Here is a 16994-nt window from a genome sequence, read left to right on the forward strand (position 1 = left end):
AAAAGGCGTTTGATGTATATAATTTCAAAACTTTTTACTTATATTTTTTTACCGCCAGGAATTTTTGTAATTATACTTTTTTTAGCTGGATTTTATGCAAAAAAGGTAAAATTTATCTTCTTTTCAGCCGCAGTGTTACTTTGGGCAATATCCACAAAATTCATAGCAAATGCTCTTTTATATCCACTTGAACGTAATTTCAAATCTGATAATATTACCCCAAGTGCGGTGGTGGTTTTAGGAGGCGGCACAAATAAAAACGATATTTTAAAAGCATTGCCGGATGCTTTTAAAAGAGAGATTTATGGGCTCTTAATTGCAAAAAAAGAAAATATTCCGTTTATATTCACTGGAGGGGGAATAAAAAAAACAAAAGAAGCCCAAAATGTTAAAAAAGACATTGATACTATTACTTCAATATGTAACTGCAGTATAAAAACTTATTATGAAAACAAATCTTTAAACACATTTCAAAACGCAAAATATACTTCAGAACTTTTTACAAAATTAAATTTACCTAAAAAAATATATCTTGTTACAAGTGCCTATCATATGAAAAGAGCAATTATGCTTTTTAAACATTTTCAATTTGAAATAATTCCAAAACCCGTTGGATTCTTTTACAACAATGAATATACCTTGTGGGATATATTTCCAAATGCCGGCAGCTTTTATCAGTCTTATAAAGCAATTCATGAATATTTCGGAATTATAAAAGCCTTTTTAAGAATGTGAAAAAACAAATTTTTCAAAATCTTTTTTATTAAGAGGTTTTGAAAAAAAATATCCCTGAAAATACTTACATCCTAAAGATTTTAAAATATCAAATTGTTCTTTGGTTTCTACACCTTCAGCTATAGTTTCCAAATGTAAACTCTCTGCCATATTTAATATTGTTTGAATATATACTTTTCCTTCATCACTATAAATTTCATCCACAAACGATTTATCAATTTTTAAAACATCAATATCGAATTCTTTTAAAAACGAAAGAGATGAATATCCTGTCCCAAAATCATCTAAACTTATTTTTAAACCATATTTTTTAATTTCATCTATAACCTCTTTTGCTTTATCTTTTTCTTGAATAAAAACAGACTCTGTAATTTCCATCTCAATTAATTGTCGGTTAGAGTTTTTAAATATTTCTTTTAATTGCGATAAAAATTTTTCATTTCTAAATTGTATAGGTGAAACATTAAAAGAAATGTGTAAACTTAATCCTTGTTTCAACCACTCATTTTGAACATTTACCACTTCTTTCATAATCCAGTTTCCGAGTTTTATAATAAAACCACTCTTTTCAGCTATAGGTATAAAATCTAAAGGGGAAATAACCTCTCCATTTTTAATCCATCTTATTAATGCTTCACATCCTATTATTTTTTCATCTTTATCAAATTTAGGTTGATAAAAAAGTTTAAACTCATTATTTTCTAATGCCTGGTTCATACTTGTTTTAATTTGAATTTCTCTACTAATTTTATTTTTAAGATTTTCATCAAAAATCACATACTTATTTTTACCTATCTTTTTAGCTTCATATAATGCAATATCTGCATATTTTAATAATTCCTCTACACTTTTTGCCGTTTTTGGAAATTCGGCCACACCGATACTTGCCGTAGTCGTAATATTCTGATTATGTATATTCCAAACTCTATTTAAATTGTCTAAAAGTAATTCTAATCTTGAATTTAACTCATCCTCGTTTTTATAAAATTCAAAAACCAAAACAAACTCATCTCCACCTATTCTAGCCACAATTTCCTTGTCTTTAACATGTTTAGATAAAATCTCTGAAATTTGAATAATAATTTCATCACCAACTGAGTGTCCAAAAAAATCATTAATATCTTTAAAATTATCAATATCAATAAATACAACAGCAAATTTTTGATTTTCATTTATGAGTTTTGCTAAATGTTCATTTAAAAATTTCCTATTTTTTAATCTCGTAAGAGAATCAGTAACTGAACTTACCTCAAGTTTTTTAATATACTCACTAATTGTATTAAATTTTTGGGCTAGTGTTTCTTTTAAATCTTCAAATTCTTGAATAAAAAATTTGTTAGGCTTTTCTATTTCTTTATTCGCATATTTTTTTAATTTTATTAGAGGTTTTACTATTACAATATCATATATTGATCTTAAAAAAGAATACACAAAAATAAAAGTAAATAAAAACAATAAGATATACTGCATTCTTAGATATGTAAATGTATTTTTTAAAACTTCTTTATTTGGAAATAAATACAATTTTAATGTTTTAAATCTATCTTTATCAAAATACTTTATATTAATTACATATGCGTCTTTTCTTAATAAGGTATTTAAATCAATATTATTCAATTTGAATTGAATCTTTTGAGGAGATGGAATATACAAGTTCATATTTCCACTTTTAAAAAGTATCTGATCATCTGAAGTAGTCAGTAAAAAACCTTCAAATAAGTCACTAGTGCTCTTTCTATCAAGAATAGGTTTTAATATCATATAATCAGAATTAATATTTAAAGTTTTACTAAAACTATATGACACACTATTTAATGTTTGAAATATTTCATCGGCTATAATATTAACAAGTTCTTTTTTTTGTTGAGTATAAATATAATAAAAAATACCAATAAAAACTATAACTATAAAAGTGTTTATTATCATTAAAAATTTTTTAATTTTCATTTTAGTTCTTTATATGGTAAATTTATTTTCTTTAATAAATTTTTGATATGTTTATCAGGTTTTATAATCCACTCTATATTTTTTAAATCAGCTTTAAAATCCTCATATGAATAACCTGGTAAATAATCTTTTACATTTTTAAAAAACTCTCTAGGATCTTTTTTTAAATCTCTTAATGCTTTTAATGAAAATTCTTTAACTTTTAAAAATTGTCTTTTATGTAAATAAATATTTTCTGCATCACTAAATAATGCATCAATTACAATCAATGAAGATGAATCTTTTGTAGATGCAATAATTTTAAAATTTTGTTTTTTTAGTTCAGCATCATAAGGTGCATATGTAACAATTAAAGATGGGGCGGTATATTTTTTCTTAACGATTTGTCCTTGATCAAGATTATGAATATAAAAATTATTTTTATTTAAATTATTTGCTTTAAGGAAATATTGAAATAATAGATAATTTACTGAGTTTACTTCCATATATGCATCTATTTGTTTATTTTTTAAATCTTTAAAAGAAAAATTTGAAAGAATCATATCTGCACCATTTGATCTGTCAAATAACATAATTGCATACACATCATTTCTATTTAATAAAGAGTATTCATATTGTGTTGCTGCAAATGCGTTTACGAAATTGTTTTTATATAAATCTAAACTTTCAGCTAAAGAAACCGTAGTTATTAATTTTATTTTTTCATTTTTTAACCATCCTTTTTTATCTGCATAAAAAAGAGGAATATAACCAATCCAAGAATTTGCTGCAATTTTTAATTCCCTTTTTTCACTACATCCAACAAAAAAAATGAATAAAAAAAATATTATATAAATTTTTTTCACTTTTAACCTTTTTCAATTTGTCTTAATTATACATTAATTTTCAAATTATAAAAAATATTACCCCTAAAAAAATGATAGAGGTTACAATTACAAGCATTGCAACCTTTCTGGGATACAGATCAAAAAGAGCCGCAAGATTAACGTTTGTAACGGCAAGAGGTGTTAAAATTTCAAGCATAACCGCTTTTAAAAACAGAGGTTTAAGTCCAAATATTTTTAATATTACAAACCCTATAACCGGAAAAATTATAAATTTATTGATAATACTCACTAATCCCAATTTAAAACTTATTTCTTTTAACTTTATTTCAGCCACATAAATTCCAAATATTAAAAGCTGTATTACAATTGAAGCAAAAGCTCCCATTTGAAGTATTTTCATAATTTCATTATTAAACGTTATACCACTAATGTTAATTAATAATGCTATTAACCCAAACCACATAACCGGTATTTTTAATATTTTAAAAAAAGCTTCTTTAAAATCATACTTCCCACTTGCAAAGAAAAAAATACCGAAACTATAAATAAAAAAAATATTGGCAAGATTTATTATTGTAGCAATACTTGCTCCGATATCACCAAACAGGGCATAGGACAACGGAATTCCAAGATTACCTGTATTTCCTATAAGAGGTGTGAGGGATGCAATAATTTTTTCTTTTTTATCATGTAGCACAAAACTCAGTGCAAATGTAAACATAAGACTAGCAAAAACTGCCACAATATAAGCGAAAGGGGAAATAATCAGATCAAAATTTAATGGAACAAGCATTATACCCCATAAAGTTAAAAAAGGCTGGAGAAAATAAGTAGATAGCAAAACAAGAGTTTTGCCTTCTATTTCACTGAAAATTTTTTTTGCAAAAAAACCTATTACAATAAAAATATAAATACCGATTACGGTTAACACTATTTGCCGTTTGTGATAAATTCAATAATCTTTTCTTTTATTTCGTCTTTATTAATAATTGTTTCATTTATATCTTTTTCAAAAAGCTCTCTTATACACTCAGGTGCTTTTACGTCATAATGAGTTTCTATATAAACGATTGCATCTTTATCACCGAGTGTTTTTTCTTCAAGTTCTGCTATTTCACGATTAATATCTTCTTTTGTAAGTGCTTCATACACGCTTGGCGCAAATTTTGTCCACTCGGCAGTAGAGTATGCAACCACTTTGTTTTTAATCTCACCTTTTTCCTTAAGGTATTCATACGCTTTAATTGCCGTAGCTGTATGGGCGTCCATTATGTAATTGCCCTCTTTCGCATACTTTGCGATAATCTCTTCACATTCTCCATCCGTAGCAAAATCTGCCAAGAAATCTTCTTTTATTTTTTCGTGTTCTTCAGATGTAAGCTCGAAATATCCGTTTTCTTCAAGTGAAGTCATAAGATCTTTTGTTCTCTCTTCTCCAAACTTATCGAAAAGCACCCTTTCAACATTGCTTGATTTAAGTATATCCATCGCAGGTGAAATGGTATGGATAAGGTTTTTATCTCTTAAATCGTATTTTCCGTATTTGATAAACTCATATAAGATGTTGTTTTTGTTTGAAGCGATTATTATTTTATCAATCGGAAGACCCATTTTTTTAGCGTAATACGCACCAAGGGCGTTTCCGAAGTTTCCGCTTGGAATAATTACGTCGATTTTATCCATCATATCGATTTCAGCGTTTTCTACGAGTTTTAAATAACTCCAGAAATGGTAAATAATCTGAAAAATAATTCTTCCGAAATTCACGCTGTTTGCGGCAGAGAGTTTGATATTGTTTTCTTTTAACGTGTTTCTGAAATCCTCATCTTTTAAAAGAGCTTTAAGCGCAGTCTGCGCATCGTCAAAATTTCCGATGATTCCGAGTACTTTTTCGTTTTTGGCGTCTGTTGTCACCATCTGAAGTTTTTGAACTTCACTCGTCCCTTCATGAGGATAAATACAAACAACCTGGATGTTTTCTTTATTTTCAAACGTTTTAAGAGTAGCTGGCCCCGTATCACCGCTTGTAGCCGCTAAAATAAGGTAATTTTCACCTTTTTCCTGAGCAAGAGCCGAAAGAATTACACCAAAAGGCTGAAGCGCCATATCTTTAAACGCTCTTGTAGGTCCGTGCCAAAGCTCGCCTACGAAAAGATCCTTATCAAGCTTAACCACAGGCACAACATCTGGATCGTCAAATTCCCTTAAATATGTGTATAAAGCTTTTTCGATAAGTTCGGGATCTATATCGATTTTAAAAAGTTTTAAAATCCCTCTTGCAAGGTGTCTGTATGTTTTTTCATCTTCTACGTCATAATATCTGTTTAAAAATCTCTCATCGATACTTGGGATTTTACTCGGAACGTAAAGTCCGCCGTTTGGTGCCGCAGGGTCAAGTATTACTTCACTAAAAGTTTTTTTCTCATCAGTGCCGCGAGTTCCAATGAATTTCATTATAATACCTTTTTTTAATGGAATTATACATTAATTTATTTGAGAATTGTGAATTGGGATGGCTTGGTTGGTAGCAAATAGATAAGTAGTGAAGTTGTGAAGGCACAAATCAGTTAGGGTTTTTGAGTTGTTATTAATAATTTATCATTGATATGATGTTAAAAATGCTTATAATCAACTTAAATAACTATTAACTTAAATAGCTAAATATGTAATTCTCATACTATACGCTACCTATAGTGACAGATACTTATTAAGTGAAAATGAAGGTTAAGCATAAAACAATAAGATCATCAAATAATCAATAATTTAAAGTGCCAGACTCTTGTATGCGTTACAAATACTACATAAATATTCGAAAAATATCCACATTTAAAAATACCTTACCTCTTTTACCTTAACAACTTACCAACTTACCCACTTCACAACCTATCCACTTCATAACTTAATTTAAATATTTTTAAAATTAAAATTAAGTTTTAATTAATTTTGAGCATATACACTTCATAATACTTGACATAGATAGACTTAATGTATTATAATACTGTCACTAAAACATTTAAGGAGGGACAAATGAAAAAATTATTAACTTCAGTAGTTGTTGCCGGGCTTTTGGTTAGCGGTTCTATGGCAGCAGACACTAAAACAAACAATGTTTCAAAAAACGCAGTTGTAAAAGCTGAAAAGCAAGCACAAAGCACTCAGCTAATTAAAGAAGCCATCAGAGCAATTCAATATACTCAGGACGCTTTAATATACCTAAACAACAAAAAAAACGACAAAGCAAAAGAATCTCTTAAAAAAGCTGTAGGTGAACTTGCGGTTGTTTTAAATTCTCCAAACGCCCCGTATTTATTGCCTGTAGATGTGCAAATTAGTGCATATCAGTTCTTTGGGGATGTCGATAAAATCAAAACACTTACATCAGAAGCCAAAGATATGCTTAAAGAAAATAAAATTCCTCAGGCAAGAGAAATTTTAAATACTTTAAGAAGCGAAATTGTTATTAAAACGATTAACTTGCCGCTTGCGACATATCCGGCAGCTCTTAATCTTGCAATCAAATATATCAACGAAGGTAAAATCAAAGAAGCGAAAGACGTTTTATCAATGGCGCTTTCTACACTTGTAGAGGTTGACAACGTAATTCCTATTCCGTTAATCAAAGCTCAGGCACTTGTGGAAGAAGCGAGTAAAATTGTTAAAAGAGACAAAAAACAGGCACTCAAATATCTTGATGAAGCAAAACATCAGTTAGTAATCGGCGAAGCTTTAGGATACACAAGCACAAGTGATACAACATACAAAATGTTAAAAGATGCGATTACAAAACTTGAAAGCGAAATCAATAAAGGTCACAAAACTGGTTCTATCTTCAGTGATTTAATTTCTAAACTCAAAGAATTCAAAGAAAAAGCAATCAGCGTTATTCACAAATAAGAGGATCTCTCCTCTTTGTATCTCATTATCACTTCTTCCACACTCAAATCTTTATCAATAACCTTAAAAACTTTAAAATAACCATCTTTTATATCCTTACCGCTAATTATATTTTTTATCATTACAGCTTTTAAAAAATTAATCAAATCTTCAGGGTTTTTTGAATAAAAAGAAGGTGATTTTCTTGCAGCATACTCTTTTGTTTTAGTATCGTAAATAATCAGATATTCGCATTCTTCAAAATCAGGACAATAATTTGAGCCTATAAAAGCGCCGCTTGCCGTAATAGCTAGTTTCATAAAAAAGCCTTTTTTGTTACAATAATACCAAAAAATGCCGGCGGCATTACACAAAGGTAAACAATGAATCTTTTTAGACAGATCCCAAAAGTTGATAAAATAGAAAAAGCCCTCTCACATATCCCCAAAAAAGTTCTAACTCCCATAATCCAAAAGACACTTAACGAAATAAGAGAAGGAATAAAAAACGGAAAAATTACACAAATAAATGAAGAAGATATTGTTAAAACCATTGAAAAAAGATCTGAAGAGATACTTTCCCCTTCAATTATAAACGTTATAAACGCTACGGGCATAACCGTTCATACCAATCTCGGAAGAAGCTTAATTGATCCGGAAATTTTCGATTACGCAAAGAAACGTTCAACTCATTACTGCAACCTTGAATATGACCTCAAAAAAGGAAAACGGGGAGACAGATACCACCACAGCGCAAAAATACTAAGCCACCTGTTTGGAAGTGAAAGTGCGCTTATTGTAAACAACAACGCCGCAGCCGTGTTTTTGATACTAAACACGTTCGCAAAAGATAAAGAGGCAATAGTATCAAGAGGCGAGCTTGTGGAAATCGGCGGAAGTTTCAGAGTTCCGGAAGTTATGAAAGCAAGCGGAGCTAAACTCGTAGAAGTCGGAACCACGAACAAAACCAAAATTCAAGACTATGAAGACGCCATTACGGAAGATACCGCTATGCTTATGAAAGTTCACAAATCCAATTATTCAATAGAAGGATTCAGCGCCGAAGCAAGTCTTGAAGAAATTATAGAGCTTGCATGTAAAAAAAACGTGCTTGACTATTACGATCTCGGAAGCGCATATATTCCTAAACTGCCCTACTCTCTTACAAATTACGAGCCACCTATAAGTGAAATAATGAAACTAAATCCGAGCTTAGTGAGTTTTAGTGGTGATAAGCTTTTTGGAAGTGTGCAAGCCGGAATAATCCTCGGAAAAAAAGAATTAATAGATAAACTCAAAAAAAATCAGATTTTAAGAATGTTCAGGGTGGATAAAATAACGCTATCACTCATTGAAGCCACTGCACTTGCATACATTAAAGAAGAATACGACAAAATACCTACTCTAAAATCAATTTTTCAAACAACCAAAGCACTGAAAGAAAAAGCAAAAAAACTTCTCTCACTTACCCCGAGTTTGAAAGCTGAAATTAAAGACTCACATACATACGTCGGCGGTGGGACCATGCCAAACCGAAAAATTCCGACTGTTGTTGTGGAAATTAAAGGCAACGCCAAAAAATGGGAAGAGGATATGCGTAAAAACCTGGTAATCGGAAGAATAGAAAATGAAAAATTTGTGCTTGATATGAGAAGCGTCCAGGAAGACGAAATAGAAAAATTAGCCGAAATTATTAATAGTATTATCAGCTGTGAAATTCCTTCACAATATAACGACTTATCAACTTCACAACTTAAAGGTTAGACATGAGAAACATTATAATCGGAACTGCGGGTCACGTAGACCACGGAAAAACATCCCTTATTGAAGCGATGACGGGATACAACGGGGACGAGCTTAAAGAAGAAAAAGAAAGAGGAATCACGATTGATCTCAGCTTTACAAATATGAAAAGGGATGAGACAAACGTAGCTTTTATAGACGTCCCGGGTCACGAAAAACTCGTTAAAAACATGATCAGCGGCGCTTTCGGATTTGACGCTTCGCTTTTTGCCATAGATGCAAATGAAGGAATAATGCCTCAAACCATTGAACACCTTGAAGTATTGAATATTTTAAAAGTTAAAAATATTATAGTAGCTCTTACTAAATGCGATTTGGCCGAACCTGAAACAATCGAAAAAAGAAAAAAAGAAATCAGGGATTTAATAGCCAAATACAAAAACCTGCATTTGCTTGAAATTTTCGAAACGTCAATTTACGATAAAGAAAGCATAGAAACACTAAAAGACTATCTTTTCAACCTACCTCCAAGAAACATAACCCATTCTAAATTTTTCAGATACTATATCGACAGGGTGTTTTCACTTAAAGGTATCGGAACGGTTGTTACGGGAACGGTTCTAAGCGGTAAGGTGAGACTCAAAGACAAAATATATATCAACGAAACAAAAACCCTAACAACCGTTAAAAATTTACAAGTTCATGGTGAAGATGTAGAAGTTGCATATACTCACCAAAGGGTTGCTATCAATCTGAACATCAATCATAAAGAACTCAAAAAAGGATACCTACTTTCAACCAAAGGATATTTAAGAGGTTTCAAACTGATTGACGTATTCGTAAAACCAGTTGAAGGAAAAGAACTTTTCCATAATATGGAAGTTTTATTCATAAGCGGTGCAAAAAGGATTCCTGGTAGACTTTTAATGTTTAATCCCGAAGACAAAAAAGGCTATGCGACAATCAAACTTGAAGAAAAAGCCTTTTTGGTTTTTGAAGATCCGTTTGTAATACTTCATAACGGGCGTGTTATCGGAGGTGGAGAGGTATTAAATCCTATAAGCGATCCTATTAAGAAAAAGAAAAAATTAGCCCTTTTAAAAGCCCTTAATAAAAAAGATTTTAAAAGTGCCTTTGAAATTCTTGTTCAAAACCACAAACGCGGATTCGGACTGCTTCAAAGCTATCAGAGATTCAACCTGACCCCCGCCGAAGCGCTTGAAATCGCAAAAGAGCTTGATAACGTATTTATAGATGAGGAAAATTACAATATTTTCTCAATGGATGTTAAAAAAGAGATTGAAAAAGTAATAAAAGACACATACGAAAAAAACAGATTCGCATTCCTATCGCCTGCCTCACTGAAACTAAGACTCAAATGGGCAAGCAACGAACTTATCCAAAGTGTGCTTGATGAGTTTGTAAAAGAGGGATATTTAATAAAAGAAGACAACATATATAAAAGAAAAGATTTAGGAGAGGTGGATGTTACCAAATCGGTAGAGCACAGATTATATCAGCTTCTTGACAATTCGGGACTCACTCCGGAAGCCCCTTACAACATATACGAAAAATTAAATATCGACAGAAAAGTAGGCGACAACGCCATGAAAAAACTCACAACATCCAAAAAAGTGGTAAGACTTGCACACAATCTTTTCGTAACCGATAAAAACATAAACATAGCCCTCAAAAAAATGAGGGAAATTATGGAAAAAGAAGGATTTATTGATATCAAAAAATTCAAAGAACACATGCCTATGAGCAGGAAATATATCGTAGCTTATCTTGATTATCTCGACCAGCTGGGCGATGTTGAAAAAAGGGATAATAAAAGATACCTTAAAAATTGAGAATGGAGAATGAAGAATTGAGAATTACTATTAAAAATTCATAGTTAATTTTATAAATTTCAACTTCTTTTTTCCTTTAAAATTTTTTATACCAGCAAAAAACTACATTACATTTGAAAAATAATAAAACTAAAAATTTTTATATTCCAAAAAAAACCAACAATTATAGAGAATATTCTCTTTTTAATTCTCCGTTTTCCAATCTCAATTCTCCATTCCTTAAAAATTGCTTAATTTAAGGATACTTTAAGGTAAAGTGAGTAGAATTTCGAACTAATTTTTGAATACAATAAATAAAAGGATAATGAATGAAAAAAGGTATCCATCCTGAATACGTAAAATGTCAAGTAACTTGCACTTGCGGACATCAATTTGAAATTTTATCAACTAAAGAAAGCCTAAGAATTGAAGTTTGTGATAAATGTCATCCATTCTACACTGGACAGGAAAGAAACATCGATAGAGGTGGTAAAGTAGATAAATTTAAGAAAAAATACGGTCTTGCGTAATTGCTAAGTCTTGTTCCGACTCCCATTGGAAATCTTAAAGACATCTCACAAAGAGCCCTTGAGGCTCTTGAAAAATCCGAAATAATCTTCTGCGAAGACACAAGGGTAACCAAAAAACTTCTAAATCTTTTAAATATTCCTCTAAACAAAGAATTTATATCAATGCATTCTCATAACGAAAAAGAGATAATTTCAAAACTCGATCCCGAAATACTTAAAACAAAAGAGTGCGTATATGTAAGTGATGCCGGAATGCCCGGAATCAGTGATCCCGGAAGCAAACTTGTTCAGTTTTGCCAAGAAAACGGCATATCTTACACAATAATTCCGGGTGCAAACGCCGCACTTACAGCATACGTGGCAAGCGGGTTTGAGGGTGAATTTTGTTTTTGGATGTTTTTGCCGCACAAAGGAAAAGAACGCTCAGACAAACTAAAAAAAATCATTAATTCTGGTAAAATAGCTATTCTTTATGAAGCACCCCACAGAATAGAAAAACTTATCAAAGAATTAAAAGAGTTAATTCCTGAGAGGGAAATATTTTTAGCAAAAGAACTTACCAAAATACACGAAACATACATTAAGGCAAAAGCAAAAGAATTAAAACTTCCAAATACAAAAGGCGAATGGGTCGTAGTAATTGACAAAGGTGAAAAAAACAAAGAACTCACATTATCATATGAAGATGTCTTAAACCTCCCTCTTCCAAATAAAGAAAAATCAAAACTCCTTGCAAAACTTTCAGACAAAAGCGCAAAAGAGATATATAAAGAACTGCAAAAAAACTAAGAATATAGAACAAACAGCATCTTATTCCAATAATAAAAAATTTTTAAGGTTGTTAAGGTTTTAAGCTATTAAGATTTTTTATGTTCTCGAGGTTGTTATAGTTTTATAAGTTTAATTAAAAGCATTATTAATATCTTAAAATCTGCAAATATAAAAAAAAATATAAAAATTCTCAAAAATATAGTGACAGACACCTAAAATTATTGATACAACAACACTTTTTTTATGCTAAAATATTTCAAACATAAAAAGGAGAGAAAATGAAAAAATCACATTTGCAAAAATTTCCTGATAGTGAAGGATTTTTCGGAAGATTCGGAGGTGCTTATATTCCCGATGTATTAAAAGAAGAATTTGAAAGAATTACAAAAGCATATATGAAACTCAGACGCTCTCACGACTTTTTAAGTGAACTTAAAAGAATTAGAAAACATTACCAAGGAAGACCAACACCGGTATATCACGCCAAAAGACTTTCAGAAGCTTTAGGTGGTGCTCAAATATATCTAAAAAGAGAAGATTTAAATCATATGGGTGCTCACAAATTAAACCATTGTATGGCGGAAGCCCTTCTTGCCAAATATATGGGTAAAAAGAAACTTATTGCAGAAACGGGTGCGGGACAACACGGGGTTGCCCTTGCCACAGCGGCTGCATATTTCGGACTTGAATGTGAAATTCACATGGGTGAAGTTGATATAGAAAAAGAACACCCAAATGTAGTAAGAATGAAAATATTAGGAGCCGAAGTAATTCCGGCAACCCACGGCCTTAAAACACTCAAAGAAGCCGTTGACAGCGCGTTTGAAAGTTATGTAAAACAAATAGACACGGCACTTTACGCAATCGGAAGCGTTGTGGGACCTCATCCGTTCCCTATGATGGTAAGGGATTTCCAAAGCGTCGTGGGGTTTGAAGCAAAAGAGCAGTTTATGGAAATGGTAGGATTTTTACCTGATAACGTAGTGGCTTGTGTAGGTGGGGGAAGTAACGCCATGGGAATATTCAGCGGATTTATTGACGACGAAGTGGAACTATACGCGGTAGAGCCGTTAGGTAAAGGCACAAAACTTGGTGAACACGCGGCGACATTAATGTATGGGGATGAAGGTGTAATTCACGGATTTAATACAATTATGCTAAAAGATGAAAACGGAGAACCGGCACCGGTGCATTCAATTGCAAGCGGACTTGACTATCCGGGCGTTGGACCGGAACAAGCCTATTTAAAAGAAATCGGAAGATTAAACATTGCAGCAATTACAGATGAAGAAACGATTGACGCATTCTTTGCTTTAAGCCAATATGAGGGTATAATTCCGGCGCTTGAGAGTGCACATGCAGTAGCTTATGCCATGAAACTGGCAAAAGAAAAACCAAACGACACTATTTTGGTAAACCTTTCAGGCAGAGGGGACAAAGACATCGATTACGTGGTTGAAAACTATGGAGTGAGAGAAATTAAATTATAAATAAAAAATGAAAAGTGATAATTTCATTTTCACTATTTCCACATAAAATAAAAGGAGAGTATATGGACTTTTTTAAAGTCATTCAGACAATAGAAAGCGTGCAACATCCTGCAATTGCAACAAGCCTGGTAAATTTAGGAATACTTCAGGATATAGACTTTGAAGATAACACCGTTAAAGCCACATTTGTATGGCCATTTCCAAATATTCCTATAAAAGAACAACTTATAAATTCAATAAAAATCCCTCTTGAAAACATGGGACTTAAACTTGAATATAATGAACGAATAATGAATGAAGATGAAAAACAGAAATTCCTTGAGCTTGAAAAGAAATATTGGAAAGGCGGTCCCGCAGCATGCGGGGCTTAAGCCTTTGTTCTTAATATAAAATATATTACTATACTTAAAAATACACAGATAACTGCAAATCAAATATAAACCGCATAAAATAAATATTTTGCACATCTTAGTGTCTTTCACTAATAAATCAAATGTTTTATGGTTGTTGTAGTAAGTTAGTTAATAGTTATATTGTAAAATAATTAACTTATTTTTTAAAGTAATAAGTGTCTGTCACTAAACATAATAGATATTTTTCAAATTTTTTATTTTATATTGTCTAATTTTCCTTTTCAATTTACATCACTTTTTTCAACCTTCTTATTCTACTTTCCATCCTATAATTTCACGTTTAATACGTTAAATTTGCGTAATTTTCAGTGCTGTATTGAAGTAAAATTTTAAAATAATGCCAACTTTCAAATCCGCAGTGCCAGACACTTTATCAACACATAATAATGTTTAATTTAAACCTCTTTTTTAAGCTGAGTAAAAAAAGAAAAAAGCCTTAATCGATTTTAAGCACGCTTAAGAAAGCTTCTTGAGGGATGTTTACCTTTCCGATGGCTTTCATTCTTTTTTTACCTTTTTTCTGCTTTTCAAGAAGTTTTCTTTTTCTGCTTATATCCCCGCCATAACATTTTGCGGTTACGTCTTTTCTAAGTGCTTTTACCGTTTCACGGGCGATAATTTTATTTCCGATACTTGCCTGAATAGCCACTTCAAATAGCTGTCTTGGAATTAATTCTTTCATAACCTTAATAAGCTCGCGCCCTCTTTTTTCCGCTTTATCCCTAGGGACTATTACGCTAAGAGCGTCCACAGGCTCACCCGCAACCCTTATATCCATTTTTACGAGGTCGCCTTCTCTATATCCGATAGGCTCGTAATCAAAACTTGCATAACCTTTTGTAAGGGTTTTGAGTTTGTCGTAAAAATCTGTAACTATTTCATTTAGAGGGATTTCATATTCTAAAAGCACCCTCTCCGGACTTAAATAATCCATTTTCGTCTGAATTCCCCTTTTTTCGTTTAAAAACTGAATCAGATTTCCTACGAATTCATTAGGTGTTAAAATAGTGGCTTTTACATAAGGCTCGTAAATTTTATCTATTTTATTAGGAGGTGGCAGTTCGGAAGGGTTACTGATTTCAATCTCTTCGCCGTCTGTCAGCTTAACTTTATATGTAACACTCGGAGCCGTTGCAATAAGTTCTATTCCGAATTCCCTCTCAAGTCTTTCTTTTACAACTTCCATATGAAGCATTCCAAGAAAACCAACCCTAAAACCAAATCCTAAAGCCTGGGATGTTTCGGGCTCAAATGAAATTGATGCGTCGTTTAGTTTTAGTTTTTCAAGTGCGTCTCTAAGGTCGTCATATTTATCGGTATCAATAGGATAAATTCCCGCAAAAACGAAACTTTTTGCTTCTTCAAATTCAGCCGCAGGCTCACTTGCCGGATTTTTGGCATCGGTAATAGTATCACCTACCCTGATGTCTGCGACGTTTTTAAGTCCCATTACAACAACGCCGATCTCTCCCGTTTTGATTTCGTCGGTTTTGAGTTTTTTTATCGGATGAGGATAGTAAAGGTCCAAAACTTTGTGTTTTTTACCGGTGCCCATGACAAGCACTTCCTGGTTTTTTTTGATACTTCCGTCAAACACCCTGACTAAACAAACCGCCCCTAAATAATTATCAAACCAGCTGTCATAAATTAACGCTTTAGCAGGTGCTTCGGGGTCACCCTGAGGTGCCGGGATTCTTTCAACTATGGCATCAAGCAGTTCTTCTATCCCTATTCCGGTTTTGGCACTTACAAGTATTGCGTCGCTTGCGTCTATTCCGATTGTCTGCTCGATTTCTTCCGCAACCCTTTCAGGATCGGCACTCGGAAGGTCTATTTTGTTAATAACCGGGATAATTTCCAAATCATTCTCAACTGCCATATAAACATTTGCAAGAGTCTGTGCTTCAACCCCCTGAGTGGCATCCACAACCAAAAGCGCACCTTCACTTGATTTTAACGATTTACTTACTTCATAACTGAAATCCACGTGTCCCGGTGTGTCAATAAGGTTTAAAATATGACCTTTATATTCAAGCCGAACGCTTTGGGCTTTAATTGTTATACCTCTTTCTTTTTCAATATCCATTGAATCCAAAAGCTGATCTTCCTTTTCCCTCTCGCTCACACCGCCGGTAAACTCTATAAGTCTGTCGGCCAAAGTTGACTTCCCGTGGTCTATATGGGCGATGATGGAAAAGTTTCTGATTTTATCTTGTTGCATTAAGCACCTTTTTTTAATGAAATTATACTTTATTTATTTATATTATTCTTAAGATATGCGTTAATCTTTGACAATAAATCGATACTTTTTCCATCAACTCTGACTTTCTTCAAATCCCTTATATATTTATCTATTAAAAGATAAAGTTCTTTTTTCATAATCCGGAAACTTTTCATGTTTTTAGATCTTTTCATCTTATCAGCATATTTGATTATTTTATCAGCCGTATAATAAAATTCCGCATTTGAAGCTGTTTTTTGAATTTCCGCTATCAATTCGCGACTCAGATCAAGATAATAGCTTCCTTTTTCATCTTTTACTGAATTATAAAAGTTTTTGTCATTTACAATTGAATAAATCCTTTTAAGAAGATCTATTGTGTAAACTTTAACATCCCCCTGTTCAATTAATGTTGAGTAGTTAACAAAATCTTCATTTGAAAGAATTTTTTTAAGCATATACTGAAGCTGCAGCGTTTCTTTAACTGCACATGTGTAGTTGTAAAATTTTATAGCCGAATTTTTGTTTAGTTCAAATTCAATCTTACCGGCAAATGAAAAAACAATAAAAACCAAAGTTACTAATATTTTTTTCATATTTAAACCTTTTTAAA

At 32.0% G+C, this 16994-nt stretch carries 15 protein-coding genes; 8 read left to right on the forward strand and 7 right to left on the reverse strand.

Translation table 11 applies throughout. The features are described 5' to 3' along the window. The first annotated feature begins 12 nt into the window (after positions 1 to 12). Entirely contained in the window at positions 13 to 735 is a 723-nt protein-coding gene (locus ACYQ19_RS03105) for a YdcF family protein (protein ID WP_459977962.1), read from the forward strand. On the opposite strand, the gene ACYQ19_RS03110 is transcribed toward ACYQ19_RS03105, so the two are convergent. From ACYQ19_RS03110 to thrC, 4 genes are read right to left on the reverse strand one after another with little or no spacing between them, the layout of a single operon-like run. After that, on the reverse strand, positions 724 to 2682 hold the full coding sequence (locus ACYQ19_RS03110; RefSeq protein ID WP_459977963.1) for a putative bifunctional diguanylate cyclase/phosphodiesterase: 1959 nt from the start codon (positions 2680 to 2682) through the stop codon (positions 724 to 726). The genes ACYQ19_RS03105 and ACYQ19_RS03110 overlap by 12 nt on opposite strands. Further along, complete coding sequence (locus ACYQ19_RS03115; protein WP_459977964.1) at positions 2679 to 3527, reverse strand: type 2 periplasmic-binding domain-containing protein; 849 nt, start codon at positions 3525 to 3527, stop codon at positions 2679 to 2681. Before ACYQ19_RS03115 ends, ACYQ19_RS03110 begins: the two co-directional genes overlap by 4 nt. A gap of 40 nt (positions 3528 to 3567) precedes the next feature. Continuing rightward, positions 3568 to 4440, reverse strand: coding sequence for an AEC family transporter (locus ACYQ19_RS03120; RefSeq protein WP_459977965.1), 873 nt, complete (start codon positions 4438 to 4440; stop codon positions 3568 to 3570). Next, positions 4440 to 5963 carry a threonine synthase gene (gene thrC / locus ACYQ19_RS03125; RefSeq protein ID WP_459977966.1) on the reverse strand — a complete coding sequence of 508 codons (1524 nt, stop codon included), beginning with the start codon at positions 5961 to 5963 and terminating at the stop codon, positions 4440 to 4442. The genes ACYQ19_RS03120 and thrC overlap by 1 nt, the downstream gene beginning before the upstream one ends. 573 nt (positions 5964 to 6536) lie before the next feature. Here thrC and ACYQ19_RS03130 point away from each other — a divergent pair. Beyond that, positions 6537 to 7403 carry a YfdX family protein gene (locus ACYQ19_RS03130; RefSeq protein WP_459977967.1) on the forward strand — a complete coding sequence of 289 codons (867 nt, stop codon included), beginning with the start codon at positions 6537 to 6539 and terminating at the stop codon, positions 7401 to 7403. On the opposite strand, the gene ACYQ19_RS03135 is transcribed toward ACYQ19_RS03130, so the two are convergent. Further along, positions 7394 to 7702: a NifB/NifX family molybdenum-iron cluster-binding protein gene (locus tag ACYQ19_RS03135; protein WP_459977968.1), complete on the reverse strand. Its 309-nt coding sequence runs from the start codon at positions 7700 to 7702 to the stop codon at positions 7394 to 7396. The two genes, ACYQ19_RS03130 and ACYQ19_RS03135, sit on opposite strands and share 10 nt — an antisense overlap. Before the next feature lie 63 nt (positions 7703 to 7765). On the opposite strand from ACYQ19_RS03135, the gene selA reads away from it, so the two are divergent. From selA to ACYQ19_RS03165, 6 genes are all read left to right on the forward strand, one after another. Next, the gene (gene selA, locus ACYQ19_RS03140; RefSeq protein WP_459977969.1) at positions 7766 to 9145 is read left to right on the forward strand and encodes an L-seryl-tRNA(Sec) selenium transferase; all 1380 of its coding nucleotides are present in this window, start codon (positions 7766 to 7768) and stop codon (positions 9143 to 9145) included. 2 nt (positions 9146 to 9147) lie between these two features. Continuing rightward, the gene (gene selB, locus ACYQ19_RS03145) at positions 9148 to 10977 is read left to right on the forward strand and encodes a selenocysteine-specific translation elongation factor (protein WP_459977970.1); all 1830 of its coding nucleotides are present in this window, start codon (positions 9148 to 9150) and stop codon (positions 10975 to 10977) included. A gap of 308 nt (positions 10978 to 11285) precedes the next feature. Then, complete coding sequence (gene rpmE / locus ACYQ19_RS03150; protein WP_456478949.1) at positions 11286 to 11486, forward strand: 50S ribosomal protein L31; 201 nt, start codon at positions 11286 to 11288, stop codon at positions 11484 to 11486. Further along, the gene (gene rsmI / locus ACYQ19_RS03155; RefSeq protein ID WP_459977971.1) at positions 11487 to 12275 is read left to right on the forward strand and encodes a 16S rRNA (cytidine(1402)-2'-O)-methyltransferase; all 789 of its coding nucleotides are present in this window, start codon (positions 11487 to 11489) and stop codon (positions 12273 to 12275) included. Between the two features lie 260 nt (positions 12276 to 12535). Continuing rightward, entirely contained in the window at positions 12536 to 13747 is a 1212-nt protein-coding gene (trpB, locus tag ACYQ19_RS03160; protein WP_459977972.1) for a tryptophan synthase subunit beta, read from the forward strand. A 62-nt stretch (positions 13748 to 13809) separates the two neighbouring features. Beyond that, positions 13810 to 14118 carry an iron-sulfur cluster assembly protein gene (locus ACYQ19_RS03165; protein WP_459977973.1) on the forward strand — a complete coding sequence of 103 codons (309 nt, stop codon included), beginning with the start codon at positions 13810 to 13812 and terminating at the stop codon, positions 14116 to 14118. Between the two features lie 478 nt (positions 14119 to 14596). On the opposite strand, the gene lepA is transcribed toward ACYQ19_RS03165, so the two are convergent. After that, a complete protein-coding gene (gene lepA, locus ACYQ19_RS03170; RefSeq protein ID WP_459977974.1) occupies positions 14597 to 16381 on the reverse strand; it encodes a translation elongation factor 4 in 1785 nt (594 codons plus the stop codon). 29 nt (positions 16382 to 16410) lie between these two features. Beyond that, entirely contained in the window at positions 16411 to 16977 is a 567-nt protein-coding gene (locus ACYQ19_RS03175) for a hypothetical protein (RefSeq protein WP_459977975.1), read from the reverse strand. Positions 16978 to 16994: the final 17 nt, after the last annotated feature.

Source organism: Nautilia lithotrophica (genome assembly GCF_054656815.1).

Bases quoted from the DNA above. Each gene is read 5' to 3' on its own strand.
- ACYQ19_RS03105 (WP_459977962.1), top strand. From the start codon at position 13: ATGTATATAATTTCAAAACTTTTTACTTATATTTTTTTACCGCCAGGA.
- ACYQ19_RS03110 (WP_459977963.1), bottom strand. From the start codon at position 2,682: ATGAAAATTAAAAAATTTTTAATGATAATAAACACTTTTATAGTTATA.
- thrC (WP_459977966.1), bottom strand. From the start codon at position 5,963: ATGAAATTCATTGGAACTCGCGGCACTGATGAGAAAAAAACTTTTAGT.
- ACYQ19_RS03130 (WP_459977967.1), top strand. From the start codon at position 6,537: ATGAAAAAATTATTAACTTCAGTAGTTGTTGCCGGGCTTTTGGTTAGC.
- ACYQ19_RS03135 (WP_459977968.1), bottom strand. From the start codon at position 7,702: ATGAAACTAGCTATTACGGCAAGCGGCGCTTTTATAGGCTCAAATTAT.
- selA (WP_459977969.1), top strand. From the start codon at position 7,766: ATGAATCTTTTTAGACAGATCCCAAAAGTTGATAAAATAGAAAAAGCC.
- selB (WP_459977970.1), top strand. From the start codon at position 9,148: ATGAGAAACATTATAATCGGAACTGCGGGTCACGTAGACCACGGAAAA.
- rpmE (WP_456478949.1), top strand. From the start codon at position 11,286: ATGAAAAAAGGTATCCATCCTGAATACGTAAAATGTCAAGTAACTTGC.
- trpB (WP_459977972.1), top strand. From the start codon at position 12,536: ATGAAAAAATCACATTTGCAAAAATTTCCTGATAGTGAAGGATTTTTC.
- ACYQ19_RS03165 (WP_459977973.1), top strand. From the start codon at position 13,810: ATGGACTTTTTTAAAGTCATTCAGACAATAGAAAGCGTGCAACATCCT.
- lepA (WP_459977974.1), bottom strand. From the start codon at position 16,381: ATGCAACAAGATAAAATCAGAAACTTTTCCATCATCGCCCATATAGAC.
- ACYQ19_RS03175 (WP_459977975.1), bottom strand. From the start codon at position 16,977: ATGAAAAAAATATTAGTAACTTTGGTTTTTATTGTTTTTTCATTTGCC.